The organism is Amorphus sp. MBR-141, assembly GCF_053628695.1.
In genome coordinates, this window is the sequence record NZ_JBRJGW010000001.1 from 106,814 (window position 1) to 130,312 (window position 23,499).

Sequence of the window (23,499 nt, forward strand, 5' to 3'; positions counted from 1 at the left end):
GGCCCCGCGCGCCGCTGCAGGCGGGGCGCGGCCGCAGGCGCGTTGTCAGTGCCCCGCCCGAAGCGTATGGAACGGCGGTCCGCTGGCGCAACGGAGTCGAGCATGAGCATGAACGTTCCCGAGAGAATGACGGCGATCGCGATCCCGGAGCCGGGCGGGCCGGAGGTGCTGGTCCCCGAGATCGTTCCGGTGGTCGGGCCTGCCTCCGACGAGGTGCTGATCCGCGTCGAAGCCGCCGGCGTCAATCGGCCCGACGTGTTCCAGCGCATGGGCAACTACCCGCCGCCGAAGGGCGTGACCCCCATCCCGGGCCTCGAGGTCGCCGGCACCATCGCCGCGGTCGGACCGGAGGTGACCGGCCATGCGGTCGGCGACCGCGTCATGGCGCTGGTGCCCGGCGGCGGCTACGCCGAGTACTGTCTCGCCGCCGCCCCCAACGTCCTGCCGATCCCGGTGGGGCTGTCGATGGTCGAGGCCGGTGCCATTCCGGAAACCTACTTCACCGTCTGGTCGAACGTCTTCGACCGCGGCCGGCTGAAGTCCGGCGAACGCTTTCTCGTCCACGGCGGCACGTCCGGCATCGGCACCACGGCGATCCAGCTCGCCAAGGCCTTCGGCGCGTTCGTCATCACCACCGCCGGCTCCGACGAGAAGCTGGCAGCCTGTCGCGCGCTCGGCGCCGACGCGACGATCAACTACCGGACCACCGACTTCGTCACCGTCGTCAAGGAAGTCACCGACGGCCACGGCGTCGATCTCATCCTCGACATGGTCGGCGGCAGCTACGTGGAGCGCAACTGGGCGGCGGCGGCCGTCGAGGGCCGGATCGTCCAGATCGCGGTGCTGGAGGGGGCGAGCGAGCAGGTCGATTTCCGCCGCCTGATGATGAAGCGGCTCACCCACACCGGATCGACGCTGCGGGCCCGCGACGTGGCCTTCAAGGCCGACGTGGCGGCGTCGCTGCGGGCCAACGTCTGGCCGCTGCTGTCGGAGGGCAAGGCCAGGCCGGTGATCGATTCCACCTTCCCGCTGGCGGAGGCCTCCGCTGCGCATCGCCGGATGGAAAGCTCGGGCCATGTGGGCAAGATCGTGCTCACCGTCGGCGACGCCCACGCCGCGTAGGCGCCGCGCCACCGGAGGCACCGTCGGGCCGCATCCGTCCGCAGCCCGCCCACACGCACGGTTTGCGTTGGGCGGTCTTGCGGTCTATATCTCCGGATACACTCCCCTACATTCGGTGGAAGAGGGCTTTCGCGGCGCAGGCCGGGGGAGCGAACAGGAGGATATTATATGGCGTTCGGGCAAAATGCTCCGCTCATGCCCAAGGCGACCGCGGTCTGGCTGGTCGACAACACGTCGCTGTCCTTCGAGCAGATCGCCACATTCTGCAAGCTGCACCCGCTTGAAGTGAAGGCGATCGCCGACGGCGATGCGGCGCAGGGCATCAAGGGCCTCGATCCGGTCCAGACCGGCCAGCTCACGCGCGACGAGATCGAGCGCGCGGAGAAGGATCCGTCGCACAAGCTGGATCTCGCCATTTCGAAGGTGCGCGTCCCGGAGACGAAGAAGCGCGCGCCGCGCTACACGCCGGTGTCGAAGCGCCAGGATCGGCCGAACGCCATCCTCTGGCTGCTGCGCAACCATCCGGAAGTGAAGGATGCCCAGATCATCCGGCTGGTCGGCACGACCAAGTCGACCATCCAGGCGATTCGCGACCGCTCCCACTGGAATTCGCCGAACCTGCAGCCGGCCGATCCGGTGACGCTGGGCCTGTGCAGCCAGATCGAGCTGGACCTGGAAGTCGACAAGGCCTCCGTCGGGCTCGCGCCCGCGGCCGTCGACCAGGCCGAGCCGGCGACGCTGCTGTCGGTCGACGATTCGCTCGCCTCGTCGCCTTACGAGGCGGAACGCGCCGAGCGCGCCGAGAACGCCAGGGTCGACCCGGAATCGCTGTTCGCCGGTCTGCGTGCCTGGAAGAAGGGCGAGCGTCACGACGAAGACGAGGACGACGCGGTGCCGCCGGCCCCGCCGGCCGCCGAGCCGGTCCCGGAGACCGCCGCCGCCGAGGACACGCCGATCGTGGACGAGATCTTCGAGGACGTGCCCGAGGATGCGTCGGAGGACGACGATGCCCTCGATGCCTCCGATGAGGCCTCTGACGAGGCGACCGACGACGCCGACGAGACCGACGAAGACGCCGACAAGCGCTGAGCCCTCAGGCGCTGAGCCTTGAAGCCCTCTCCGGCCAGATGCACGCATCTGGCCGGAGAAGAAGTGCCGCCTGGCTCACCGTCTCGGGCGGCCGGGCTGCTTCGGTCTGACCGGTAAATGCCCCAGTGCGGCCGCGCTGGTCGCGCCGACAGCGGCCTCGGGCCGGGCCGCCCCCATTTCCATCCGCGATGTCAGAACGGGACGGGTCTAGTCGAACAGGCTGGAGACCGATTCCTCAAGCGCCGTCCGGCTGATCGCCTCGCCGATCAGCGGGGCGATCGACACGGCGCGGATGTTGCCGGCCGCCTTCACCGCCTCGGTCGGCTCGATGGAGTCGCTGATCACCAGTTCCTTCAGCTGCGATGCGGCGATCCGGGCCACGGCGCCCCCCGACAGCACGCCATGGGTGATGTAGGCGGCGACGCTGGTCGCGCCCTGGGCGAGCAGCGCATCGGCGGCGTTGCACAGCGTGCCGCCGGAATCGACGATGTCGTCGACGAGGATGCAGTCGCGCCCCTCCGGCGAGCCGATGACGTTCATCACCTCCGATTCGCCCGGCCGCTCGCGGCGCTTGTCGACGATGGCCAGCGGCGCGTCGATGCGCTTGGCCAGCGCGCGGGCGCGCACCACGCCGCCCACGTCCGGCGACACCACCATGATGTTGCCGAGCTCGTAGCGCTCCTTGATGTCGCGGGTCATCACCGGCGCGGCGAACAGGTTGTCCGTCGGAATGTCGAAGAAGCCCTGGATCTGCCCGGCGTGCAGGTCGAGGGTCAGAACCCGGTCGGCGCCGGCGTGGACGATCATGTTGGCGACCAGCTTGGCGGAGATCGGGGTGCGCGGCCCGGCCTTCCGGTCCTGGCGGGCATAGCCGTAATAGGGCAGCACCGCGGTGATCCGCCGGGCCGAGGCGCGGCGCAGCGCGTCGGTGAGGATCAGCAGTTCCATCAGATGGTCGTTGGCGGGATAGCTCGTCGACTGGATGACGAACACGTCCTCGCCCCGGACGTTTTCCTGGATCTCTACGAAGACTTCCTGATCGGCGAAGCGGCGGACCAGGCACTTGGTGAGGGGAACATCGAGGTAAACGCCTATCTGCTCGGCGAGCGAGCGATTCGAGTTCCCCGTCACGAGCTTCATGATGCCTGGCCCTTGTTGCGGTCGAGAATGCCGCCGGGTGTCTTGGTCGTCCGGCCCGCCGATCGATGGACTAACTAGCAATGCGGCCGGCGTGCGGCAACACGCCCGCGGCAGAGTTCGGTGCGTCGCTCACCGGTGGCGCATGAAGTGCGCCCCGTTTGCAACAGAAGGTGCGCGGGCGCCGTCCGGCCGGGCGGCCGGCGAGGCTCCGCTACTGGCCGCCGCCGCCCAGCCACACGTCCAGCTGGTAGATCACGTCGGTGGCGATCTGCGTCAGCTGCGCCGTGGCGATGCCCGACCACGGATCGCCGGAGGACACGCCCGCCTGGCGTTCGCCGGAGATGCGGTGCAGCCGCTTGCCCGACGCGTTGAAGACGTCGAACACGTAGACGACGTTGGCGCCGTTGTCGGAGCTGACGGCGGACAGGAAGCCCTTGACGCGATAGGTCGCCGGCGCGCCGACGCGCTGCACCAGCTTGATCCCGTTGACTTCGGCCTGGGTCGCAATCTCCTGGGCGAGGGCATCGGCGATGTTGCCGGGCATGCCGGTGAACGGCTCGAAGGCGACGGTGATGTCTGCCTTGGAAACCGGGGCGAGGCCGGTCTTGTTGGCACCGCCGAGATTGGCCACGCCGGACAGGCCCGAGGATCCGCAGGCCGCCAGCGCCAGGCCCAGCGCGGCGATCGCGCAGAACGTCAGCAGGCGAAAGCCTTTCGGGTGGGCGCGCGCGGGGTCTGCCATGGCCTGGGGCTCCTCGGTCGGCGGGGGCGTTGCCTGGAGCCGTCCCGGCCCGGATGGCGGGGGCGGCTCGGGGGATCTGACTGGCGCCCGTTCCCATAGCCGGATGAAGCGATCCGGCCGGGAAGGGTGCTCGGGTTGTCTAGCCGTGGTGTCGGCGGAGGTCCAGCGCCACGGCGCGGGTCGTGGGGCCGGGCCGCCCGGCGGCGGCCGGCGCCGCTATTTCGAGATCAGTTCGATGGGCATCTTGGAGAGGGGCTCGGGTGAGTCGTCGGTGGTGATGTAGCTGCGGCCCAGCGTCATCGCGGTGCCGGTCTCGCTGTCCATCAGGATCATGTGGGCGAACAGCACCATGTTGGGCCGGATGGCGGTCATGTTGCCGCGATAGAACATCGGCGGATCCATCCACGACGGCGCGAACTTGGCACCCAGCGAATAGCCGCAGGCGTTCATGCGCGCCGCCTGCAGGCCGGCGCCGTCGAGCACCTTGGCATGGGCGTCGAACACGTCGCTGAAGGTGCTGCCGGGCTGCATCGCGCCTTCCACCCGGGCCAGCGCCGCGGACGCCGCCTCGTAGAGCTCCCGGTGCCGGTCGGTGGGCGCGCCGATGGTCACGGTCGCCATCATCGCCGCGTGGTAGTGGCGGTAGGCGCCGGCGAATTCCAGCGTCAGCTGGTCGTGGTCGGAGAGCGTCCGGCGGCCGGACTTGTAGCGGCACAGCAGCGCGTCCTCGGCGGATCCGATGACGAAGCCGTTGCCCGGATAGTCGCCGCCGCCTTCCAGCACCGCCGACTGCATCGCCGCCAGGATCCGGCCCTCGTCGGCGCCGGGGCGGATCTCCGCCAGCCCCGCCTCCCAGGCGGCATCGGCGAGCTTCGCGGCGGTCCGCACATAGGCGATTTCGGCCGGGCTCTTCACCGAGCGCAGGGTCGGCACCAGGTCGGACACGTCCTGGGCCGAGGCGAACGACTGCAGCGCCTCGTCCAGCAGCTTGCCGTGGGCGGCGGTCAGGCCGTGGGTGTTGGTCTCCACGCCGATCTTCGAGCCCAGCAGGTCGAGGTCGAACAGGATCTCCTTCATCCGCTTGGTCCGGTTCACGCCGCTCTCGTCGGCCCAGACCCGGATGTCCTCGATCAGCGAGGTGTGCTGCGCCTGGCGCATGTCCGGCAGCCGCGTCAGCAGCACGAAGTCGCCGCCCTTGGTCAGCACGAGGCACTGGAAGAAGCAGAAGCCGAAGGTGTCGTAGCCCGTCAGCCAGTAGTGGCTCTCCGGCGCGAACAGCAGCAGCGCATCGAGGCCGCGCTGCTTCATCTCGGCGAGCACGCTGTCCTTGCGCCGGGCGTACTCTTCGCGGTCGAAGGCCAATGCCATGGGGTCTGTCCGTCGTTGTGGCGGGAAGGGTGGCAAACTCAGCGCGGAGCGATCGCGATGGCGGAAATCAGCCGGCCGTAGTCCGGCTCGTTGTGGTGCTGCGAGCGCCGGTACGAGTAGAAGCGCCGCGGGTCGCGATAGGTGCAGTGATCGAGCCGCGCCGCCGTCCCGACGCCGGCCGCCGCGAGGCGCTCCTCAATGTAGCGGGGAAGATCGAACATTGCATGTCCCGGCGTCGCCGACGGCTCGAAGTAGGTCCGGTTGTCGAGGTTGTCGTCGAGGAAACGCTCCACGAAGTCCGGCCCGACCTCGTAGGAGCGCTGCGAAATCGTCGGGCCGACGACGGCAACGATGCCGCCGCGCCGCGCGCCGAGCGCCTCCATGGCGTCCAGCGTCGCCTCCAGCACGCCGCCGAAGGCGCCCCGCCAGCCGGCATGGGTCGCGCCGATCACCTGCGCCTCCGGGTCGGCCAGCAGCACCGGTCCGCAGTCCGCCGTGGCGACGCCGATGGCCAGCCCCGGGGTGGCGGTGACCACCGCATCGCCCTTCGGACGCTGGTCCTCCGTCCACGGCGCGTCGACGGTCAGCGCCGTCGCCGAATGGATCTGGTAGGGCGTCACCAGCCGGTCGGCGTCGACGCCGAGCAGGTCCGCGACGCGCCTGCGGTTCTCCACCACGGCCGCGCGGTCGTCACGCGAGCCCAGGCCGACATTGAGGCCCGCATAGATGCCTTCCGACACGCCGCCCTCGCGGGTGAAGAAGCCGTGGCGGATGCCCTCGAGGTCTGCGAGTTCGCGCGCGGTGATCATGGGTGGCGGCTGTCCTCGGTGTGTCGCCCGGCCTCGGCGCGTCGCGCCGGAGCTCGCGGGCCGGGGGGCGATTTCGCAGCATATGCGGGGCCGCGTAAAGAGGCTTTGCGGTCGGCCGGGTCACGCGGAACCGAACGGCGGCGGCAGCAGCCCCGGCGGGGTAACCGCCAGCACCTTGAAGAGCGCGCCCATCTGGTCGACGCCGGCGAGTCGTGCGACGTCGGCCTCGATCGACCGGAACGCCGCCGCGTCCTTGCCCTCGGCCAGCCGGTGCGCCCGTTCGACGAGGCCGAGGCCGAGCAGGAAGGCGCCCTGGGTGATCGGTCCGTGGACCGCCGCGCCCGCCCGTCCGGCCGCCGCCGCAAGCGCGGAAAAGTTGACGTGGGCGGTCAGGTCCGCCGCCCCTGGCGCGGCGAGCACGTCGGCGAAGGCGTGGGCCCGCATCGCCTGCAGCGTGTCGCCGGTGCCCGGGCCGGCGTAGCCGTAGTCGATCGCCAGCAGCGCGCCGCCGTCCCGCGCGATGCGGCCGGCAAGGGTCGTCATGATCGCATCGCTGGCCGGTTGCACCTCCACGATGGTCCCATCCGGAACCGCCGGCAGGCCGGCGGCGGCCGCCGCCGGCAGCGCCCCGGGCCCGATGCCGAAGGCGAGGCTGCCGTCGGCGTCGAGGCCGACCATCCGCTCGCGCCAGCCCTCGCGGGTCCGCACGAACTGGCGGACCGGCAGGGCGTCGAAGAACTCGTTGGCGACGACCAGCATCGGCCCGTCCGGAATGCTGTCCACCCGGTCGTGCCAGGCGAGCGGGCAGGGGGCGCCGGCCAGCCGCTCGGCCTGCGCCGCGCGCAGCGCCGGGCTGGTCTCGACCAGGTCCACGCGGATCGCCGACAGGAACGCCGGCCGGAGCGCCGCGACCCTCAGGATGTCGGCCATCAGCGTGCCGCGACCCGGGCCGAGTTCGACGAGCCGCACCGGTTCGGGGGCGCCGGCCGCATCCCAGACCGCGAGCAGCCACGCCCCGATCAGCTCGCCGAAGATCTGCGAGACCTCGGGCGCGGTGACGAAATCGCCGGCGGCGCCGAACGGGATGCGGGTCGTATAGTAGCCGTCGTGCGGGTCGCCCAGGCAGCGCGCCATGTAGTCGGCCACCGTGATCGGGCCCGTTTCGGCGATCTCGGCGGCCAGCCGGGCGGCAAGCGGCGTGGTCATCGCGCCGTCGTGGGCGGCGCGTCGCCGAGGCGCGGCCGGGAGAGGGCCCGCCAGATCGCCCACGCGCCGACCAGGATCATCGGGATCGACAGCGCCATGCCCATGGTCAGGCCGCCGGGCAGGAAGCCGATCTGGGCATCGGGCATGCGGAACTGCTCGCCGACGGTGCGGGCGATGCCGTAGCCCACCGCGAACAGGCCGGCGTTGAGGCCCGGCCGCCGGAGCGAGCGGAACATCCAGGTCGCCACCAGCAGCACCAGGAACAGGACGATGCCCTCCAGGCACGCCTCGTAGAGCTGGCTCGGGTGGCGCGGTTCGGGGCCGGCGTTCGGAAACACCATGGCCCACGCCACGTCGGACGGGCGCCCCCACAGCTCGCCGTTGATGAAGTTGGCGATGCGGCCGAAGAACAGGCCGATCGGCGTGGCCGCGGCGACCACGTCGAACAGCGTCCAGATGGCAAGGCCGCGGCGCCACGCGAACAGCAGCATGGCGGCGACCACGCCGAGGAAGCCGCCGTGGAACGACATGCCGCCCTGCCAGATCTCGAAGATCTCGGCCGGGTGCGCGGCATAATAGGGGAAGTTGTAGAACAGCACGAAGCCGAGCCGGCCGCCCAGCACGATGCCGATCGTCGCCCACAGCACGAAGTCGTCGATGTCGACGGTCGTCGGCCGCGGCAGGGTCCCCCACAGCCGGTCGGCGGTTACCAGCCGCCGGATGTACCACCAGCCCAGCAGGATGCCGGCGATGTAGGCGAGCGCATACCAGCGCAGCGCGAACGGCCCGAACTCGATGAGGACCGGATCGATCGCCGGATACGGGATCACGAAGACGGGCATGACGGTCGTCCGTGTCGAGGGGCGTGAGGGGCGGGCGGCCGATCGGGCGCCGCCGGGGTCCGGGCGGACCTTGGCCAGAGGGCCGCGCGCGCGTCAAGACGGCGCTCCGACCTTGTTCCTTTTCGGTCCCGTCCCCATAGTCAGGGGACTCCAGACGCGTTTCAGGCAACAAGGTGCGCCATGACCCAGGGATCCAATCGGTTCTTCGACGACTTCTCCAAGCTGGCCACCGATGCGGGCGCCGTCGCCCAGTCCTTCCGGCGCGAAGCGGAAACCGCCGTGCGGGCCCAGGCGGAGCGGTTCCTCTCCGACATGGACATCGTCCAGCGTGACGAGCACGAGGCGGTGAAGCACATGGCGGCGGCGGCGCGCGACGAGGTCGACGCGCTGCACACGAAGATCGCGGCGCTGGAAGCCCGCATCGCCACGCTCGAGGCCAGATCCGGGTCCGCGGCGGCCACCACCGGGACCGGCGAGACCAATCCCTCCACACCTGACGCGTGAGCGGGTCGCCGCGCGGCGATTGCGTCGATATACTCGACTGCGAAAGAGATTCGCGTGTCGCGCGCTTGCGCCTGCAACGACGCGAGCTGACCGCACCGCCGCCGACGAACCCTGTTTGCGCCCCAGATCGGGAGGCTGCATCTGCCTTCGTCTCCCCCGCCACGGCACCCGCGAGGATCGGTCATGACGTTCATGGACATTGAGTTGGAGCGCGCAAGCAATCCGGTCGACCAGATCGAGCACATCGCCGTCTCCAACGACTGGCTGTTCGATCGCTCCGGCGACGACGAAATCACCATCTCCATCGCCGGTCACTGGTGCGACTACCACGTCTCCTTCACCTGGATGGACGAGTTCGAGGCGCTGCATCTCGCCGCCGCCTTCGACCTCAAGGTCAACGAGCCGCGCTACACCGAGGTCGTCCGGCTCCTGGCGCTGGTCAACGAGCGCATGTGGATGGGGCACTTCGACCTGTGGAGCAAGGAAGGCGTGGTGATCTTCCGCCACGCCCAGCTCTTGGCCGGCGACGCCATGCCGACGTCCGCCCAGATCGAGGGCCTGCTCGCCCACGCCATCGAGATGTGCGAGCGCCACTACCAGGCCTTCCAGTTCGTGGTGTGGGCCGGCAAGTCGGCCGGCGAAGCCCTCGACACGGCCCTGTTCGAGACCGCGGGCGAGGCATGACCGATCCTGAGGTGCGGCCGATCGTTCTGGTCGGCGCGGGCAAGATGGGCGGCGCGATGCTCGCCGGCTGGGCCCGCACGCCGCCTGCCGCCCCGGTCATCGTCATCGATCCGGCGGTCTCCGACGAGGTCGCCGCCATCACCGCCCAGATGGGCGCGACGCTTGCGTCGACGCCGCCGGCCGACACCCGCGCCGGCGTGCTCATCGTCGCGGTCAAGCCGCAGATGATGGGCGACGTCCTGCCCGCTCTGGCCGCCATGCGCGACGGCGACACCGCCGTCGTGTCGGTGGCTGCCGGCATCACCGTCGCGACGCTCGAAGCCGCCCTCGGCGCGGGCCCGGTGGTGCGCACCATCCCCAACACCCCCGCCCAGATCGGCCGCGGCGTCACCGTCGCGGTCGCCAATCCGTCCGTCACCGAAGCCCAGAAACAGGCGGCGACCGAGCTGCTCGGCGCCATCGGCATGGTCGAATGGGTCGACGACGAGGCGCTCATCGACGCCGCCACGGCGGTGTCCGGATCGGGACCGGCCTACGTCTTCCACGTGGTGGAGTGCATGGCGGAGGCCGGGCGCCGGGCTGGCCTGCCCGAGGATCTGGCGATGCGGATCGCCCGCGGCACCGTGGCGGGCGCCGGCGCGCTCCTCGATTCCACCGAGACCGACGCCGCCACCCTGCGGCAGAACGTCACCTCGCCGGGCGGCACCACGGCGGCGGCGCTCGGCGTGCTGATGGACGACGACGCCATGCAGACGCTGTTCGCAAATGCCATCGCGGCGGCCGCGAAACGCGCCCGGGAATTGGGGAGCTGAAGCGGGATGAGGAAAAGTGGGCACCGGTTTTCCGCCCGCATCCCGCGTCTGGACCCAGCGGGATGAGGAAAAGTGGATACCGGTTTTCCGCCCGCATCCCGCAGCCGGAGCACGGCCCTCTGCGCCGGTCCGCCTGAGGCCGGTTTGGAATTTCCGGCGGGCTCGCTTATGTCAGGAGAAGCGGCGCAACCCGTGCGCAGGCGTGTGCACCCGTCCCGTCGCCGCGATTGATCGGAGCCGTCTCATGGTCACCAAGCGCCAGCGTCAGTCCGTCATTTCCGCCTTCCTCGGCCTCCTGTCGGAAAAGAGTTTCGCCGAGATCGGCCTCGACGAGATCGCCACGCGCGCGTCGATGTCGCTCGCCGAGCTGCGGGCCGCGTTCGACAGCAAGCTCGCCATCTACGAGGCGTTCGTGCGCGACATCGACGAGGCGGTGCTCGCCGCCGACGTGTCGGACATGTCCGAGGAGCCGCCGCGCGAGCGCCTGTTCGACGTGCTGATGCGCCGGCTCGACGCGCTGGCCCCCCACCGCGCCGCGCTCCGCGGCATTGCCCGGTCGGCCCGCCAGGATCCGCTGTTCGCCGCCAGCCTCAACCGCACCGCGCTGATCTCCCAGCGCTGGATGCTGACCGCCGCCGGCATCCGCTTCGAGGGGCTGCTCGGCGCCGCCGTCACCCAGGGGCTGGTGGTCTCGTTCGCCCGGGTGCTGCGCGTCTTCCTCGACGAGGAAGACCCGGGCATGCCGCGCACCATGGCGGCGCTCGACCGCGAGCTGCGCCGCGCCCAGAGCTCGTTCGAGCGGCTGGAGCGCGTCGGCCGGCTGTTCCGCCGCCCGGCCCGCCGCGCTCCCGCGGAGCCGCGCGCGCCGGCCGATCCCGCCGGCGCCGCCGGGGAGGCGGCCTGACCCATCCCGGCCCCGTCGCCGGAACGATCGACCCACCGGAGGACTGCATGAGTGCTGCTGACGCCCCGGCCGAGACCATCGGCTTCGAGGATTTCCTGAAGGTCGACATCCGCGTCGGCACCATCGTCGAGGCCGGGCCGTTTCCCGAGGCGCGCAAGCCGGCGCTGAAGCTGATGATCGATTTCGGCGCCGAGATCGGCATCAGGAAGTCGTCGGCCCAGATCACCGAGCACTACGCGCCCGCCGACCTGGTCGGCCGGCAGGTGATGGCGGTGGTGAACTTCCCGCCCCGCCAGATCGGGCCGCTGCGCTCGGAGGTGCTGACGCTCGGCTTCCCCGATGAGGCGGGCTACGTGGTGCTCGCCGCCGTCGACAAGACCGTCCCCAACGGCAGCCGGCTGTTCTGACCCGCCCGCCGGCGCTCAGGCCGGCAGGTGCACGCGCGCCCGGAGCCCGCCCAGCGGCGCCTGGGTGAGCAGCAGGTCGCCGCCGTGGCCGCGGATGGCGTCGCGGGCGATCGACAGCCCCAGCCCGGTGCCGCCTAGGTCCTGGTTGCGCGCCGTGTCGAGGCGGAAGAACGGCCGGAACACCTCTTCGCGCGATTCGGGCGGGATGCCCGGCCCGTCGTCGTCGATGGTGATCGTTACCCAGCCTTCGTTGTTGCGGGTGGAGATCTCCACGGTCTTGCCGTAGCGCGCCGCGTTGACGATGAGGTTGTGCAGGCCGCGCCGCAGCGTGTTGGGCTTCGCCTCGATCTCCGGGTCGCCCTTGAAGGTGACGTCGGTGGCGGCGCCGCGGCGGCGGGCCTCGCCGGCCAGGTCCTCCATCAGGCGGGCGAGGTCGATGGTCTCCGACGCCTCCTCGATGTCGGTGCGGGCGAACGCCATGTAGTCCTCCAGCATCGCCTGCATCGCGTCGACGTCCTTCTTCAGCGCCTCGGTCTCCGGTCCCTCGTCGAAGAAGGCGAGTTCCAGCTTGAAGCGCGTGAGGATCGTGCGGAGGTCGTGGGAGACGCCGGCGAGCATCGCCGTGCGCTGCTCCATCTGCCGCTCGATGCGCCGCCGCATCTCGATGAAGGCGCGCGAGGCCTGCCGCACCTCCGTCGCCCCGCGCGGCCGGAAGCCCTCGATCGGCCGGCCGCGGCCGAAGCTCTCCGCGGCCTCGGCCAGCCGCTGGATCGGCCGGATCTGGTTGCGCAGGAACAGCGCCGCGATGGACAGCAGCACCACCGAGGTGCCGCCCATCCACACCAGCGTGATGTGGGAGTTGGTGGCGTAGGCCTGGCTGCGGCGCACGATCGCCTTGAACACGCCGGCGCTCAGCTTGATCTGGATCTCGACGAACTTCTCCTGGTCGACGATGTCGATGGCGAACGGCTTGCCGACCCGGTCGCGGATGGCGCTGGAGAGGGTGCGGTCGAGCAGCGAGAAGAACGGCTTCGGCATCGGCGGCGGCAGCTTGCCGTCGGGGTCGAGGGTGGCGGAGACGAACAGCGAGCGGGCGGCGGTCGCGACGATCGACTGGGCGTCGGCCGGCGTCGGGGCCCGGTCGATCAGCTGGACGATGGTGGCCACCTCCGCGGCGGTCGTTTCCGACAGCCGGTTCGTCACGTTCTGCCAGTGCCGGTCCATGAACACGAACGCCACCACCGACTGCAGCAGCACCATCGGGATGATGATGATCAGCAGCGAGCGCGGAAACAGCCGGCGCGGCATCTGGCGGCGCAGCCAGCGGCCGACCGGCGGCGGCAGGCCTCCGGATCGGATCACCTTCTGCCAGAGCGGGCGCTCCGGCGCCGGTGCGGTCTCGTCGAGGGTGGCCATGTCGGCGGTTCGGGGCTCCATGCGATCGACCTGCATCATGCGCAGCTAAAGTGGGCAAATTCAAAGCGCCGGCGGCGGCCCGGCAGGGCGGTCAGTCGCGGGGGTCCGCCATCAGCCGGTAGCCGATGCCGCGGATGGTCTGCAGGTAGCGCGGGTTGGCCGGGTCTTCCTCGATCTTGCGGCGCAGCCGGTTGATCTGCACGTCGACGGTGCGCTCGCTCATCTTGGTCTCGTCGGTGATCAGCAGGTGGCGGGCGATGGTCTCGCCGGGCTGTTCGGAAAACGTCTTGAGCAGCGTGCGTTCGCGGTCGGTGAGGCGCACCACGGCCGGCCCGTTGCGCAGCTCCTCGCGCTCGATGTCGAACACGAAGGTCCCGAACGAGACCGCCGAATGCCACTGGGTCTGGGTGCTGCCGCGCCGCTTCAGCGCCCGGGCGATGCGCAGCGCCAGCTCGCGCGGCTCGAACGGCTTGGTCAGATAGTCGTCGGCCCCGAGCTCGAAGCCGTTGATGCGGTCGTCGCTCTCGCCCCGCGCCGTCAGCATGATCACCGGCAGCTCGGTGGCGCCCAGCGTCGTGCGCATCAGGTCGAAGCCGGTCTCGCCCGGCATCATCACGTCCAGGATGACGAGGTCGAAGGCGAAGGTCTGCAGCTTGCGGCGCGCCTCGGCCGCGTCGGCCGCCTCGCTCACCCGGTAGCCTTCGCCGGCCAGGTAGCGGTGCAGCAGGCTGCGGATCCGGTTGTCGTCGTCGACGATCAGCAGATGCGCGGCGTCGTCCTTGGGCGTCACCTGGGTGCTCATCGGTCGCCTCTTTCCCCCGTCAGGCGCGCCACGGCGCTGCGCTCGTCGGCGTCGACGAGCCCGGTCAGGAACCGCCGGGCCAGGTCGGCGCCGTCGGGGCCCAGCTCCGCCAGCGCGCCGCGGATGCGCTGGCTCTGGAGCTCCGCCAGCCGGGTGGCGAGCGCCTGGCCCTTCTCGGTCGTGTAGAGCAGCCGCTGGCGCTTGTCGGCCGAGCCCTGGCGCTGCTCGATGAAGTCCTTGTCCACCAGCTCCTTCAGCACGCGCCCCAGGCTCTGCTTGGTGATCTTCAGGATGGCGAGCAGCTCGGCGACGCGGATGCCGGGATTGCGATCGACGAAGTGGACCACCCGGTGATGGGCGCGCCAGAAGCCGAACTCGGCCAGCACCGAGTCGGCCTCGCCCACGAAGTCGCGGTAGGCGAAGAACAGCAGCTCGATCAGCTCGTAGCGGATCTCGTCGGAGACGGGCGGGTCGTCGGCCGGAGCGGCCGCCCGGCCGGAGCGATCGAAGGGATGCGAAATTATGTCAGCCATATTGACATATCGGGTTTGCGATTGTTACGAGAAGAGGTGCCTTGACGAAACAATCCTTCGCACGTGCCGTCATTGCGGATGGACGCGCGAAGGCGTTCAATCCCGCCTGAGTGGCGGCGACCATAGCGAGGTTCGCTTCGTCAGGCAAAACCGACACATCTCGGCCCCTTTGTGGGCGAAGATACCGTGCCGGATGGCAAAAGAACCAGAAGCAAGAAGGAGATATCCGTCATGGCCGGCATCGCATTCGATCAGCGCGACGGACTCATCTGGTACAACGGCGAATTCATTCCTTGGGCCGACGCGAAGGTCCACGTGCTCACCCACGGCCTCCATTACGCCAGCTGCGTGTTCGAGGGCGTGCGCGCCTATGGCGGCGAGATCTTCCGGCTTGAGGACCACACGAACCGGCTGATCAAGTCGGGCGAGATGCTCGGCTTCACGATCCCCTATTCGGCCGAGCAGCTCAACGAGGCCCAGCGCGACATCCTCCGCCGGGAGAACCTCGTCGACGGCTATCTTCGGCCCGTCGCCTGGCGCGGCAGCGAGATGATGGGCGTGTCGGCCCAGTCCAACTCCATCAACGTGGCGATCGCCGCCTGGGAGTGGCCGAGCTACTTCGACCCGGCCGAGCGCCTGCGCGGCATCCGCCTCGACCACGCCATCTACCGCCGGCCCGATCCGCGGACGGCCCCGTCGAAGGCGAAGGCCGCCGGCCTCTACATGATCTGCACGCTGTCCAAGCACGCCGCCGAGGCCAAGGGCTACGCCGACGCGCTGATGCTCGACTGGCGCGGCCACGTCGCCGAGACGACCGGCGCCAACGTGTTCTTCGTCAAGGACGGCGTCATCCACACGCCGGATCCGGACTGCTTCCTTGCCGGCATCACCCGCGACACCGTCATCGGGCTTGCGAAGAAGCGCGGCATCGAGGTGGTGGAGCGGACGATCATGCCGGAGGAGCTGGACGGCTTCGAGCAGTGCTTCCTCACCGGCACGGCGGCCGAGGTGACCCCGGTCTCCGAGATCGGCGAGCACCGCTTCGTGGTCGGCGACATCACCCGCCAGCTGATGAACGATTATCTCGCCGAGGTGCAGCCGAAGGCCGCCGCGGCGCCGCTTGCCGCCGCCGGCTGATCATCGTGGGGTCGGCTGGCCTTGCCAGCCTCTGAAACACCAAAGCCCGCGGCCTTCCGGTCGCGGGCTTTTTCATGCGCTAGGCACCGGTCGTGTAGCTGATCGCCCGGTAGTACTGCTTGGCGTAGGTCGCGACGAGATCGGCGCGCTCAGTTCGATTGATGATCCGTCGGGCATCGCGCCAGTCGGCCTTGGTGGCGTTGAAATAGTCGGCCAGCTTCTTTCCGGTGAAGCTCCCCTCGCGCATTCCACGGAACATGATCTCCAGGGCGACCGACAGCTCCATGGCCCGCTCTGGATGCCCGACGAGATCGATGCCGGTCGCCTGCGCCATCCTCGCGTAGTTGCTCTTGTGGGTGATCTGGACGAAGCCGCGGCCGAGCCAGCTCTTGCCGTCCTCGTCGTAGTCCCAATAGGGACGCTTGACCCACGTAAGCTGGCCTTTCTGAAAACTCCTGTTCAGGATCTTGATGGCGCTGTCGTCGGAGCCGGCGAAGGTCTCGCGAACCGGCTGCATCGTCCGGCCGGTTTCATGGTGCGCGGTTCCCAGCATGTAGGCGAGCCAGCGGTCGTCTCCGGCGGCGCTTTCGGTTTCCCATTTGTCCAGGATGGCTTCGAGGCCCGTCACCTGGGAAGCCCTCAGCGATCCGTCGTAGAGATCTACCCGGACAGCATCGAAGAAGAACGTTCGGTTGATCGTCATGCCAGCCATCTCCCCAGAGCCGCAACATGGGGAAGATACACGCATAACGGGTTTTATGAAATGAATTAACTTATAACGCGCATCTGTCTGCAGCCTCAATCACCGGGCCGGCCGCGAAGGCGGCAGCAAAACAGGGGAGCCTGACGGAGGCTGGACAGAAAAAAGCCCGCGGCCATGCGGCGCGGGCTTTTGCGGCGGTGAACGGGATCGGGCTCTCGCCCGGATCGCCTGCGGCGTGTCAGCCCGCGATCACCGGCGGCTTGCCGGTGTCGAGGCGGCGAATGCCCGCCTTCGCCGATTCCATTCCCGGCTCGATGGTCAGCGCCCGGCTGAAGGCGGCGCGCGCCTTGTTGCGGTCGCCCTTGGCTTCCAGGGCAAGGCCCCGGTTGGACCACGCCTCGGCATAGTTGCGGTTGAGGGCAAGCGCCTGGTTGAAGTCGTCCAGCGCGGAGTCGACGTCGTTGACGGCGAGATAGGAGACGCCGCGGCCGTTGTAGGGTTCGGGGTTGTTGGGCCCCAGGCCGATGGCGGTGGCGAAGTCCTCGATGGCGCGCTGGTGCTGGCCCTGGGCCTGGTAGATCAGGCCGCGGTTGTGGAAGGCTCGGGCATCGGAGCTGTCGACGCGGATCGCGGTGTTGAAGTCCTGCAGCGCCCGGCCGTAGTTGCCGTTCTGGCGGAACAGGTTGCCGCGCCCGATCAGGGCGACGTCGTAGTTCGGTTCGATCGCCAGGGCGGAATCGTAGTCGGCCAGCGCGTTGTTCAGCTCGCCCATCCGCCGGTAGACCAGCGCCCGGTTGGCATAGGCCTGATAATAGCGCGGGTTCAGCTGGATCGCGGCGTTGAAGTCCTCCAGCGCGGCGCGGTTGTCGCCGGCCTGGCCGTGGGCGGTGCCGCGGATGTTGTAGGCGGTCGGGTCCTGCGGATTGGACTCGACGACCGTCGTCAGCGACTGGATGTTGACGGCCGATCCGGCGCGCGGATCGATGACGCCCGTCGAGCTGCCGCCGGCCGACTGGCAAGCCGCCAGTCCGAGGGTCGCGCCGGCCAGGATCAGTCCCCTCCGGGCGAGGTCGACACTCCTAAGAGTGCTCCTCAGAGTGGATGAGGCGGTACCGCGTCTCGTCCATCCCATTGCCGAACTGCCTTGTCACGTGAGAGGGCGGAGGCTGCCTCCGCCAGGTCCGGCCGTCGCTGAACAGCCGGGGGTCCCGAAAGGACTATCGCTTCGCGCCGGGAAGCAGGCCTTCGCGCTGGGCCTGCTTGCGGGCCAGCTTGCGGGAGCGGCGGATGGCTTCGGCCTTCTCGCGCGCACGTTTTTCCGACGGCTTTTCGTAGTGATCGCGCATCTTCATCTCGCGGAAGATGCCCTCGCGCTGCATCTTCTTCTTGAGAACCTTGAGCGCCTGTTCGACGTTGTTGTCACGAACGATAATCTGCACGTATCTGCCCTGTTTCCGTCTACGCTGACCGTCCCGCGTGGCCGTTCAGGCTGCTTGCGGGCGAGGTGATCGTCTTCCAAATACGTGAGCAACGGCCGCGCTGGAGCACGGATCTTGCTCTCGGGTCGGACGCATAGGCCCGTCCGCGGCCGCGTGCCCCGTTGCCAGGGCACAAAAAACAAGATCGCGAGCCCCGGATCGGAATCGCGACCGACGTCGGCGTCCAGCCGACAGGATGGGTTTGGTATCAGATCGGGGAACGGCTGTCCACGCTCACGGGTTGCCGCGAGACCCCTTTGGAGGGGCCTTCAGCCGGTTGACGTGACCCATTTTCCGGCCCGGCCGCACCTCGTGCTTCCCGTAGAGATGGAGCCGGGCACCGGGCTCGGCGAGAATGTCCGCCCAGCGGTCGGCATCGGCGCCGATCAGGTTCTCCATCTCCACGTCGGCGTGGCGGTGGGGCTCGGCAACCGGCCAGCCGGCGACGGCGCGCACGTGGTTGTCGAACTGCGAGGCGGCGGTGGCGTCCTCGCTCCAGTGGCCGGAATTGTGCACCCGCGGCGCGATCTCGTTGGCGATCAGCGTCTCGTCGGCGCCGTCGCCGACGACGAACAGCTCCACCGTCAGCACGCCGATATGATCGAGGGCCTCGGCGACGCGCAGCCCCAGCGCCCGGGCCGCCTCGGCGGTGGCGGCGGAAATCCCGGCCGGCACCCGGCTGAACTTCAGGATGTGGTTCTCGTGGGCGTTCTCGGCGATGTCGTAGGTCACCGCGTCGCCGGCCGCGCCGCGGGCGACGATCACCGAGCACTCGATGCGGAACGGCACCCGCGCCTCCAGCACCGCCGGGGCGCCGCCGATCTCCCGCCAGGCCCGCGCCGCGTCGCCGGCGTCGGCCACCGTGGTCTGGCCCTTGCCGTCGTAGCCGAAGCGGCGGGTCTTCAGGATCGCCGGGGCGCCGAGCTCGGCCAGCGCCGGCGCGATGTCGGCCTCCGCATCGATCCGGCGGAAGTCGGCGATCGGCACGCCCGCCTCGGCCAGGAACGTCTTCTCGCTCAGCCGGTCCTGGGAGACCGACAGCGACCGCGCCCCCGGCCGGATCGGCGCCAGCGGGGCCAGCACCGCCAGCGTCTCGGCCGGCACGTTCTCGAACTCGTAGGTGACCACGTCGACCGCCGCGCCGAACGCCTTCAGGGCTTCCGCGTCGGCGTAGTCGGCGATGGTCGCGGCCTTCGCCACCCGGAACGCCGGGCTGTCGGGGTCGGGGCAGAAGATGTGGCAGTCGAGGCCGAAGCGGGCGGCGGCGAGCGCGATCATCCGGCCGAGCTGACCGCCGCCCAGGATGCCGATGGTGTCGCCGGGGGCGAGGGTGCGCGCCGCGTTCGCCTCACTCATCGCGGGTCGGGACCTCGGCGACGGCGGCGCTCTGCCGGGCGCGCCAGTCTTCCAGGCGCGCGTCCAGCTCGGGGTCCGACAGCGCCAGCACCGAGGCGGCGAGCAGGGCGGCGTTGACCGCGCCCGCCCGGCCGATCGCCAGCGTGCCGACGGGAACGCCCGCCGGCATCTGCACGATCGACAGCAGGCTGTCCTCGCCCGACAGCGCCCGGCTTTCCACCGGCACGCCGAACACCGGCAGGGTGGTCAGCGCCGCCGTCATGCCCGGCAGATGCGCCGCGCCGCCGGCGCCGGCGATGATCACCTTCACGCCGCGTCCCTTGGCGTCGCGGGCGAACGCGAACATCCGCTCCGGCGTGCGGTGGGCGGAAACGATGCGCGCGTCGTAGTCGACGCCCAGCGCTTCCAGCGTCTCGACGCAATGGCGCATCGTGGCCCAGTCGGACTGACTGCCCATGATGATCGCGATCGGCGGCGTTGCGGGTGCCATGGAGGACGGGCTCCTCTGGTGTGGTCGAGCGGGCGGCGGAGGCGCCGTCACGAAAGCGCGCAGGCGCGGCATGCGCTGCGGGAAGCGCGCGATGTAACGAAGCCGGGCGTCATAAGCAAGGTTTTGGGGAGGCGGGTCGCGACGGACCGGCGGCGTGGCGCGCCGGGCCGGGTCGCCCCGGCCTCAGGCGATGATGTCGGGGTAGAGCATGTCTTCCAGCTGGTAGATCCGGTCCTTCAGCTGCAGCTTGCGCTTCTTCAGGCGCTGGGTCTGGATCTGGTCGCCGATGCCCTGCACGTTCATGGCCGCGATGGCCGCGTCGAGATCCTGATGCTCGACCTTCAGGAGCAGCAGTTCCTGACGCGCGGCCTCGGCCTCCTCGTCACTCATGGTCGACAAACTCCCGCCGACGGCCCTCACATCCAAACGCCCGTGCGGCAGAGGCCGCGCGGGCGTTGGCCCGCTTGTACCACGAAAATCCCCCGCCTTGGGAGCCGTCGCGTCGGCCGGCGGGAGGATCCATGTCAGAACGGAACGATTTCTTCTCCGGCTACCCTTTCATCGCCCCATTTGGTGCCCACCTCTAGGAGACAGGCTCGACATGCCTGTGTCACACTCCGACGGTCGACAACGCTCTTTCGGGAGGCAGACGATGACGATGGAATCGCATGTGGCCGAACTCGAACGCCGCCATGCCGCGCTGGAAGCCGAACTGCACACCGCAATGACGCAGCCCGCCACCGACGACCTCACCGTCGCATCCATCAAGCGTCGAAAACTCGCTCTCAAGGACGAGATCAACCGGCTCCGAGCGGGAGACGGTGCCGTCTACGCCCAGGCGTAGGCCGCCGCCCGTCCGGCCCGGGCGGGATCTTTGATCGCGCTCCCCGGGCCCGGTCGATCCGGTTCACCCATCATGACGCTGCGCGCAGCGGTGTCGCCGTCGATGGCGGCGGCATCGCCTTTCGTGCATGGCCCTTCGGGCGTGGGCGCGGCCTGCCGCGTGCGGTCAGGTCAGCCCGGTGATGCCGTCGGCCATCAGCTTCAGCCCGACCAGGAACACCACCACGTACAGGATGCGGTAGAACAGCTCCTGGGGCACGATCTTCACCAGCCAGACGCCGAGCAGCGTCGCCAGCACGGCCACCGGCAGCAGCGCCGCCGAGGTCGACAGGTTCGCCGCCGAGAACTGCCCGAGCAGGAAATAGGGCACCAGCTTCACGGTGTTGAGCGTGAAGAAGAAGATCACCCCGGTGCCCGCGAAGATGCGTTTTTCCAGCTGCAGCGGGATCGTGTACATCTGGTAGGGCGGCCCGCCGGCGTGGCTGATGAAGCTGGTGAAGCCGGCCACGAGCCCCCACACCGATCCCTTGGCGAAGCTGTGCCGCGCCTCCGCCGGCGGGGTGCGGGTCAGGTAGCGCTTGCGCCAGTGGTCGAGCGAGAACGCCACCGCCACCACGCCGATGATCAGCAGCACCAGCGCCTCGTCGACGCTGGTCGCCATCAGGTAGCCGAGCGCGAGCCCCGCCAGCGCCCCCGGCAGCGTCATCAGCAGCACCTTGCGGTCGTAGACGCCCCAGTAGGAGGCGACCGCGATCAGGTCCATCAGGATCAGGATCGGCAGCATGATCCCGGCCGCCTGGATCGGCGAGATCACCAGCGCCATCAGCGGCACGCCGAGGATGGCGATCGAGCCGCCGAAGCCGCCCTTCGAGATCCCGACCATGATGACGGCCGGGATCGCAGCGAGATAGAAGACGGGATCGGTGATCATCGGGCCTGGAACGCGGCGTGAGGGGACGGCGGGCCGGAAACGCCGCCGCGTTTGATCTGGGGCAAGGCGGACCGGCGGCGAACCGTGCCACCGGCATCTGGGGCGATCCGGAGCAACCGGCCATCGTCCGGAAGTCCTTGTCAGCGGGACAAGGTCTAACCCATTCTCGCAGGTCGCGGAAAGTTCCGGGGAGGAAAGCCATGACAAAAAGCGGCTATCGCGACGTCTATGCGGCCTGGCGCGCCGATCCGGACGGGTTCTGGCTGCGCGCCGCCGATGCCATCGACTGGATCCGGCCGCCCGAAACCGCCTTCGACGCGGCGCTCGGCACCTACGGCCGCTGGTTCCCCGACGGCACCTGCAACACCTGCTACAACTGCGTCGACCGCCACGTCACCCGCGGCCGTCCCGGCCAGGCGGCGATCATCCACGATTCCCCGGTCACCGGCACCAGGCAGACCATCACCTACGCCGAGTTGCTGCGCGCCGTCGAGGCGACCGCCGCCGTCCTGATGGACCAGGGCGTGGAGAAGGGCGACCGGGTCATCATCTACATGCCGATGATCCCGGAGGCGGTGGTGGCGATGCTCGCCTGCGCCCGCCTCGGCGCGGTCCATTCGGTGGTGTTCGGCGGCTTCGCCGCCCACGAGCTCGCCACCCGCATCGACGACTGCACGCCGAAGCTGATCGTCTGCGCCTCCTGCGGCCTCGAGCCGGGCCGGGTCATCGCCTACAAGCCGCTGGTCGACGCGGCGATCGCCGAGGCGCGCCACAAGCCCGAGCGCGTCCTCGTCCACCAGCGCGAGACCCATCGCGCCGACCTCGACCAGCCGTACGACCTCGACCTCACCGCGCTGGTCGAGGCGGCGGAAACCGCCGGGCGCACCGTCCCGTGCGTGCCGGTCGCCGCCACCGATCCGCTCTACATCCTCTACACCTCCGGCACCACCGGCCAGCCGAAGGGCGTCGTCCGCGACACCGGCGGCCACATGGTGGCGCTCGCCTGGTCGATGAAGCACATCTACGGCGTCGAGCCGGGCGAGGTGTACTGGGCCGCCTCCGACGTCGGCTGGGTGGTCGGCCATTCCTACATCGTCTACGCGCCGCTGCTGTACGGCTGCACCACGGTGATCTACGAGGGCAAGCCGGTCGGCACCCCGGATGCCGGCGCCTTCTGGCGGGTCGTCGCCGACCACCGGGTGGCGGTGCTGTTCACCGCGCCCACCGCGCTCAGGGCCATCAAGAAGGAGGACCCGGAGGCGAAGCTGGTGGCCGACTACGACCTGTCGGGCTTCCGCACCCTGTTCCTCGCCGGCGAGCGCGCCGACCCGGACACCATCGAGTGGGCCGCCCAGGCGCTCGGCGTGCCCGTCATCGACCACTGGTGGCAGACGGAAACCGGCTGGCCGGTGGCGGCCAATCCGATGGGCATCGAGCCGCTGCCGGTGAAGCTCGGCTCGCCGACGGTGGCGATGCCCGGCTACGAGGTGACCGTGGTCGACAGCGACGGCCAGCCGGTGCCGGCCGGCACCCTCGGCAACATCGTCGTCACGCTGCCGCTGCCGCCCGGCTGCCTGGTGGGGCTGTGGGGCGACGAGGCGCGCTTCCGGCGCGCCTATTTCGAGGCGTTCCCGGGCTTCTACCAGACCTCGGATGCCGGCTACGTCGACGCGGACGGCTACGTCTTCATCATGTCGCGCACCGACGACATCATCAACGTCGCCGGCCACCGCCTGTCGACGGGGGCGATGGAGGAGGTGCTGTCCGGCCATCCCGCCGTCGCCGAGTGCGCGGTCATCGGCGTCACCGACAGCCTGAAGGGCCAGGTGCCCTGCGGCTTCGTCGTGCTGAAGTCCGGGATCGACCAGGACCATGCCGAGATCGAGCGCGAGCTCGTCCAGCGGGTGCGCGACCGGATCGGCCCGGTCGCGGCCCTGAAGCTGGTCATCACGGTGGAGCGGCTGCCGAAAACGCGCTCGGGCAAGATCCTGCGCGCCACCATGCGCTCGCTCGCCGAGGGCGCCGACTACAAGCTGCCTGCCACCATCGACGATCCCGCCATCCTCGACGAGATCGAGGCGGCGATCCGCGGCCGCGGCGTCGGCGGGGTGCGCGGCGGCTGAGGCGCGGTCGGTCGGCCATTGAACCGGCCGCGGGCATCGGGCACCGTGCCGGTTCGAT

General features: G+C 69.8%; 25 protein-coding genes and 1 pseudogene. 10 read left to right on the plus strand and 16 right to left on the minus strand.

The genetic code is table 11. From position 1 onward, the window contains the following. Window positions 1-102 precede the first annotated feature (102 nt). Together ACSSVZ_RS00470 and ACSSVZ_RS00475 are read left to right on the plus strand one after the other, a co-directional pair. Window positions 103-1,122, plus strand: a complete 1,020-nt coding sequence (locus ACSSVZ_RS00470; protein WP_453967633.1) for an NAD(P)H-quinone oxidoreductase — start codon at window positions 103-105, stop codon at window positions 1,120-1,122. Between the two features lie 168 nt (window positions 1,123-1,290). Further along, a pseudogene (locus tag ACSSVZ_RS00475) lies at window positions 1,291-2,010 on the plus strand (DUF1013 domain-containing protein); the annotation flags it as partial. Between the two features lie 408 nt (window positions 2,011-2,418). Here the strand turns inward: ACSSVZ_RS00475 and ACSSVZ_RS00480 are convergent. The 6 genes from ACSSVZ_RS00480 to lgt all read right to left on the minus strand — a co-directional run bounded on the left by ACSSVZ_RS00480 (window position 2,419) and on the right by lgt (window position 8,318). Beyond that, complete coding sequence (locus tag ACSSVZ_RS00480; protein ID WP_453967634.1) at window positions 2,419-3,351, minus strand: ribose-phosphate pyrophosphokinase; 933 nt, start codon at window positions 3,349-3,351, stop codon at window positions 2,419-2,421. A gap of 211 nt (window positions 3,352-3,562) precedes the next feature. Then, on the minus strand, window positions 3,563-4,093 hold the full coding sequence (locus ACSSVZ_RS00485) for a hypothetical protein (protein WP_453967635.1): 531 nt from the start codon (window positions 4,091-4,093) through the stop codon (window positions 3,563-3,565). 216 nt (window positions 4,094-4,309) lie between these two features. Then, a complete protein-coding gene (locus ACSSVZ_RS00490) occupies window positions 4,310-5,461 on the minus strand; it encodes a M24 family metallopeptidase (protein ID WP_453967636.1) in 1,152 nt (383 codons plus the stop codon). 38 nt (window positions 5,462-5,499) lie between these two features. Then, complete coding sequence (pgeF, locus tag ACSSVZ_RS00495; protein WP_453967637.1) at window positions 5,500-6,270, minus strand: peptidoglycan editing factor PgeF; 771 nt, start codon at window positions 6,268-6,270, stop codon at window positions 5,500-5,502. Between the two features lie 120 nt (window positions 6,271-6,390). Beyond that, window positions 6,391-7,476 (minus strand): class I SAM-dependent methyltransferase, encoded by a 1,086-nt coding sequence (locus ACSSVZ_RS00500; RefSeq protein ID WP_453967638.1) that lies wholly within the window; start codon window positions 7,474-7,476, stop codon window positions 6,391-6,393. Next, on the minus strand, window positions 7,473-8,318 hold the full coding sequence (gene lgt, locus ACSSVZ_RS00505; protein ID WP_453967639.1) for a prolipoprotein diacylglyceryl transferase: 846 nt from the start codon (window positions 8,316-8,318) through the stop codon (window positions 7,473-7,475). The genes ACSSVZ_RS00500 and lgt overlap by 4 nt, the downstream gene beginning before the upstream one ends. A 180-nt stretch (window positions 8,319-8,498) precedes the next feature. Here lgt and ACSSVZ_RS00510 point away from each other — a divergent pair, with 180 nt between their 5' ends. From ACSSVZ_RS00510 to ACSSVZ_RS00530, 5 genes are all read left to right on the plus strand, one after another. Further along, window positions 8,499-8,822, plus strand: coding sequence for an accessory factor UbiK family protein (locus ACSSVZ_RS00510; protein ID WP_453967640.1), 324 nt, complete (start codon window positions 8,499-8,501; stop codon window positions 8,820-8,822). Between the two features lie 183 nt (window positions 8,823-9,005). Then, window positions 9,006-9,506 carry a YbjN domain-containing protein gene (locus tag ACSSVZ_RS00515; protein WP_453961824.1) on the plus strand — a complete coding sequence of 167 codons (501 nt, stop codon included), beginning with the start codon at window positions 9,006-9,008 and terminating at the stop codon, window positions 9,504-9,506. Beyond that, on the plus strand, window positions 9,503-10,318 hold the full coding sequence (proC, locus tag ACSSVZ_RS00520) for a pyrroline-5-carboxylate reductase (protein WP_453967641.1): 816 nt from the start codon (window positions 9,503-9,505) through the stop codon (window positions 10,316-10,318). The genes ACSSVZ_RS00515 and proC overlap by 4 nt, the downstream gene beginning before the upstream one ends. 244 nt (window positions 10,319-10,562) lie before the next feature. Further along, window positions 10,563-11,222: a TetR/AcrR family transcriptional regulator gene (locus tag ACSSVZ_RS00525; RefSeq protein WP_453967642.1), complete on the plus strand. Its 660-nt coding sequence runs from the start codon at window positions 10,563-10,565 to the stop codon at window positions 11,220-11,222. Window positions 11,223-11,269: 47 nt separating this feature from the next. Next, the gene (locus ACSSVZ_RS00530) at window positions 11,270-11,629 is read left to right on the plus strand and encodes a tRNA-binding protein (protein ID WP_453967643.1); all 360 of its coding nucleotides are present in this window, start codon (window positions 11,270-11,272) and stop codon (window positions 11,627-11,629) included. Window positions 11,630-11,644: 15 nt separating this feature from the next. Here the strand turns inward: ACSSVZ_RS00530 and ACSSVZ_RS00535 are convergent, their stop codons facing one another. From ACSSVZ_RS00535 to ACSSVZ_RS00545, 3 genes are all read right to left on the minus strand, one after another. Then, window positions 11,645-13,045: an ATP-binding protein gene (locus ACSSVZ_RS00535; protein WP_453968016.1), complete on the minus strand. Its 1,401-nt coding sequence runs from the start codon at window positions 13,043-13,045 to the stop codon at window positions 11,645-11,647. A gap of 91 nt (window positions 13,046-13,136) precedes the next feature. Continuing rightward, window positions 13,137-13,847 carry a response regulator gene (locus ACSSVZ_RS00540; protein WP_453967644.1) on the minus strand — a complete coding sequence of 237 codons (711 nt, stop codon included), beginning with the start codon at window positions 13,845-13,847 and terminating at the stop codon, window positions 13,137-13,139. Then, window positions 13,844-14,380: a MarR family winged helix-turn-helix transcriptional regulator gene (locus tag ACSSVZ_RS00545; protein WP_453967645.1), complete on the minus strand. Its 537-nt coding sequence runs from the start codon at window positions 14,378-14,380 to the stop codon at window positions 13,844-13,846. Before ACSSVZ_RS00545 ends, ACSSVZ_RS00540 begins: the two co-directional genes overlap by 4 nt. A 231-nt stretch (window positions 14,381-14,611) precedes the next feature. Here ACSSVZ_RS00545 and ACSSVZ_RS00550 point away from each other — a divergent pair, with 231 nt between their 5' ends. After that, window positions 14,612-15,517 carry a branched-chain amino acid aminotransferase gene (locus tag ACSSVZ_RS00550; protein WP_453967646.1) on the plus strand — a complete coding sequence of 302 codons (906 nt, stop codon included), beginning with the start codon at window positions 14,612-14,614 and terminating at the stop codon, window positions 15,515-15,517. Between the two features lie 79 nt (window positions 15,518-15,596). Here ACSSVZ_RS00550 and ACSSVZ_RS00555 read toward each other — a convergent pair whose 3' ends face one another. The 6 genes from ACSSVZ_RS00555 to ACSSVZ_RS00580 all read right to left on the minus strand — a co-directional run bounded on the left by ACSSVZ_RS00555 (window position 15,597) and on the right by ACSSVZ_RS00580 (window position 19,934). After that, a complete protein-coding gene (locus tag ACSSVZ_RS00555; RefSeq protein WP_453967647.1) occupies window positions 15,597-16,220 on the minus strand; it encodes a glycoside hydrolase family 19 protein in 624 nt (207 codons plus the stop codon). 238 nt (window positions 16,221-16,458) lie between these two features. Beyond that, window positions 16,459-17,352 carry a tetratricopeptide repeat protein gene (locus tag ACSSVZ_RS00560; protein WP_453967648.1) on the minus strand — a complete coding sequence of 298 codons (894 nt, stop codon included), beginning with the start codon at window positions 17,350-17,352 and terminating at the stop codon, window positions 16,459-16,461. Between the two features lie 85 nt (window positions 17,353-17,437). Continuing rightward, window positions 17,438-17,659 carry a 30S ribosomal protein S21 gene (gene rpsU, locus ACSSVZ_RS00565; RefSeq protein ID WP_453961834.1) on the minus strand — a complete coding sequence of 74 codons (222 nt, stop codon included), beginning with the start codon at window positions 17,657-17,659 and terminating at the stop codon, window positions 17,438-17,440. 273 nt (window positions 17,660-17,932) lie between these two features. Then, window positions 17,933-19,054: a 5-(carboxyamino)imidazole ribonucleotide synthase gene (locus ACSSVZ_RS00570; RefSeq protein WP_453967649.1), complete on the minus strand. Its 1,122-nt coding sequence runs from the start codon at window positions 19,052-19,054 to the stop codon at window positions 17,933-17,935. Further along, a complete protein-coding gene (purE, locus tag ACSSVZ_RS00575; protein ID WP_453967650.1) occupies window positions 19,047-19,544 on the minus strand; it encodes a 5-(carboxyamino)imidazole ribonucleotide mutase in 498 nt (165 codons plus the stop codon). The genes ACSSVZ_RS00570 and purE overlap by 8 nt, the downstream gene beginning before the upstream one ends. Window positions 19,545-19,727: 183 nt before the next feature. Continuing rightward, window positions 19,728-19,934: a YdcH family protein gene (locus ACSSVZ_RS00580; RefSeq protein WP_453967651.1), complete on the minus strand. Its 207-nt coding sequence runs from the start codon at window positions 19,932-19,934 to the stop codon at window positions 19,728-19,730. A 262-nt stretch (window positions 19,935-20,196) separates the two neighbouring features. Between ACSSVZ_RS00580 and ACSSVZ_RS00585 the strand changes: the two genes are divergently transcribed. Then, a complete protein-coding gene (locus ACSSVZ_RS00585; protein ID WP_453967652.1) occupies window positions 20,197-20,388 on the plus strand; it encodes a YdcH family protein in 192 nt (63 codons plus the stop codon). Window positions 20,389-20,553: 165 nt separating this feature from the next. Here ACSSVZ_RS00585 and ACSSVZ_RS00590 read toward each other — a convergent pair whose 3' ends face one another. Then, a complete protein-coding gene (locus ACSSVZ_RS00590) occupies window positions 20,554-21,318 on the minus strand; it encodes a sulfite exporter TauE/SafE family protein (protein ID WP_453967653.1) in 765 nt (254 codons plus the stop codon). 200 nt (window positions 21,319-21,518) lie between these two features. On the opposite strand from ACSSVZ_RS00590, the gene ACSSVZ_RS00595 reads away from it, so the two are divergent. Further along, complete coding sequence (locus ACSSVZ_RS00595) at window positions 21,519-23,441, plus strand: propionyl-CoA synthetase (protein ID WP_453967654.1); 1,923 nt, start codon at window positions 21,519-21,521, stop codon at window positions 23,439-23,441. Window positions 23,442-23,499 lie beyond the last annotated feature (58 nt).